Raw genomic sequence first — 1699 nt, 5'->3', positions numbered from 1 at the left:
CGGCCGCCCTCCCGAATACCCGGCCGCCGGGGCCGGTGAGCGGCAGAGCCGGTGGCGGCCTCGATGACGGTGGCGTTGCCTGAGACGGTCGGTGGCGGCCGCGTGGAGACCGGTTCGGCCGAAGGGGGCGTGTCCAGCCGATGCGTACCGCACGGGTCCCATGTGCTGACGACGGTCGGCGTCAGCACATGGGGGCCGTGCGGCGACGCTACTCGGCCAAGTCGGGGGTACGCCGAGACGTGGCGAGGACCCACGCCGCGAAGGCCTCGACGCCGTCCACGACCGCCTCGAAACGCGGGGAGTGGAAGAGGTCGAACGAGTGCTGTCCACCGGGCAGTTCGGCGTAGACCACGGTGCTTTCCGAGACGCTGCGCAGTTGGGCGGCGAAGTTCCGGGCTCCCTCGACGGTCGCCAGCGCGTCCTTGGTGCCGTGGACGATGAGGATCGGCGGCGCACCGGGGTGGACGTATCCCTGGGGCTGGAGGGGGGACGGCGGCTCGTCGGGCTGGTCGCCGAAGTAGTAGCCGTAGTAGCCGTAGAGGCAGATCGCCGCGGTGACCGAGGTGTCGGCGGACTCGAAGCCGGGCTGGAACGTCGGGTCGTCGGGTGTGAGCGCGCACAGGGCCGCCAGGTTGGAGCCCGCGGAGCTGCCCGCCACGAACAGCTTCGACGGATCGGCACCGTACTCGCGGGCGTGCTCGCGGACCCAGGCGATGACCTTCTTGGCGTCGATCTGGTGGCCGGGGAACGTGGTCTGGGGCCGCAGCCGGTAGTTGGCGCTGATGCACACCCATCCCTGGCCGGCGAGCTGGTACAGCAGGGGGCGCGCCTCGCGGTTCTTCGCCCCGCTGGTGTAGTGGCCGCCGTGGAAGTAGACCAGGACCGGCGCATTCTGCGGCGTGTCGCGGCGGCGGTAGACGTCGAGGAGGTTGTGGCGGCCGGCGTCCCCGTAACTCAGGTTGGGGATCCGCCGCACCCCTCGCCGTTGCATGTAGCCCGGGAGCAACAGGATGCGGGCCCAGGGCCGGTGGCGGCGCAGTGGTACGTGCACATGATCCCGCCAGTCGGCCCCGAGCCCCTCCTCAAGGGCCCGGGCGACCACCTGGTCCGTGCGCAGCCCTCGCCAGGCGGAGAACATCAGCCCGGCGGTGGCGACGGCGGCCACCGCGGCCGTCACCTTGGCGCCCGCCGATTCCATATCGCCCTGGGCGGAGGCCAGTGCCGTGGAGCCCGCCAGGATGAAGATGCCCACGAACGGGATCTCGTTGAGGCCCAGGCCGCACCAGAAACTCAGGCTCGCCAGGAACCGGGGCCGGCGTGGCGCGACGACGGCGAAGAAGGTGCCCCAGGAGAAAATCGCCGTCGTCGCCACATATCCGATCGGTACGGTCATCATCGCGCCCCCGTCAACTCCGTGATGTCCCCCGTATGTTCCCGCTTGGCGTCCCCCTGTGTCAGGGGGACGCCCCAACTACAGCGCGTCCGGATCGCCGTACGCCTGGTCGCACGGCGGGGTGCCCGGCGCGGTGCGACGCTGTGGCGCGGCGCCCCAGAGACCGGGCCCACGAGAGGTACGGAGAGCCCGGGGCGGCGGCTGTCTCCACGGTCCTGATCCGTGAGTCCGCCGGTCGCCCCTCGCGGACGGGCCCATGACCGCGGCTACTTCCCGTCCCCGTCCCCGTCCCCGTCCCCGTCCCCG

General features: G+C 71.7%; 1 protein-coding gene. It reads right to left on the bottom strand.

Annotation, left to right across the window (positions count from 1 at the left end; all coding sequences use genetic code 11):
• Nucleotides 1-208: 208 nt before the first annotated feature.
• Nucleotides 209-1396 (bottom strand): alpha/beta hydrolase, encoded by a 1188-nt coding sequence (locus IH13_RS0113280; protein WP_031084084.1) that lies wholly within the window; start codon nt 1394-1396, stop codon nt 209-211.
• Nucleotides 1397-1699: the final 303 nt, after the last annotated feature.

This window comes from Streptomyces sp. NRRL WC-3549 (genome assembly GCF_000721935.1).
In the GTDB taxonomy this organism is placed as follows: Bacteria; Actinomycetota; Actinomycetes; order Streptomycetales; family Streptomycetaceae; genus Streptomyces.
This window is presented reverse-complemented; position numbering and strand designations above follow the sequence as displayed.

Coding starts and splice junctions, on each gene's coding strand:
- IH13_RS0113280 (WP_031084084.1), bottom strand. CDS start 1,396: ATGATGACCGTACCGATCGGATATGTGGCGACGACGGCGATTTTCTCC.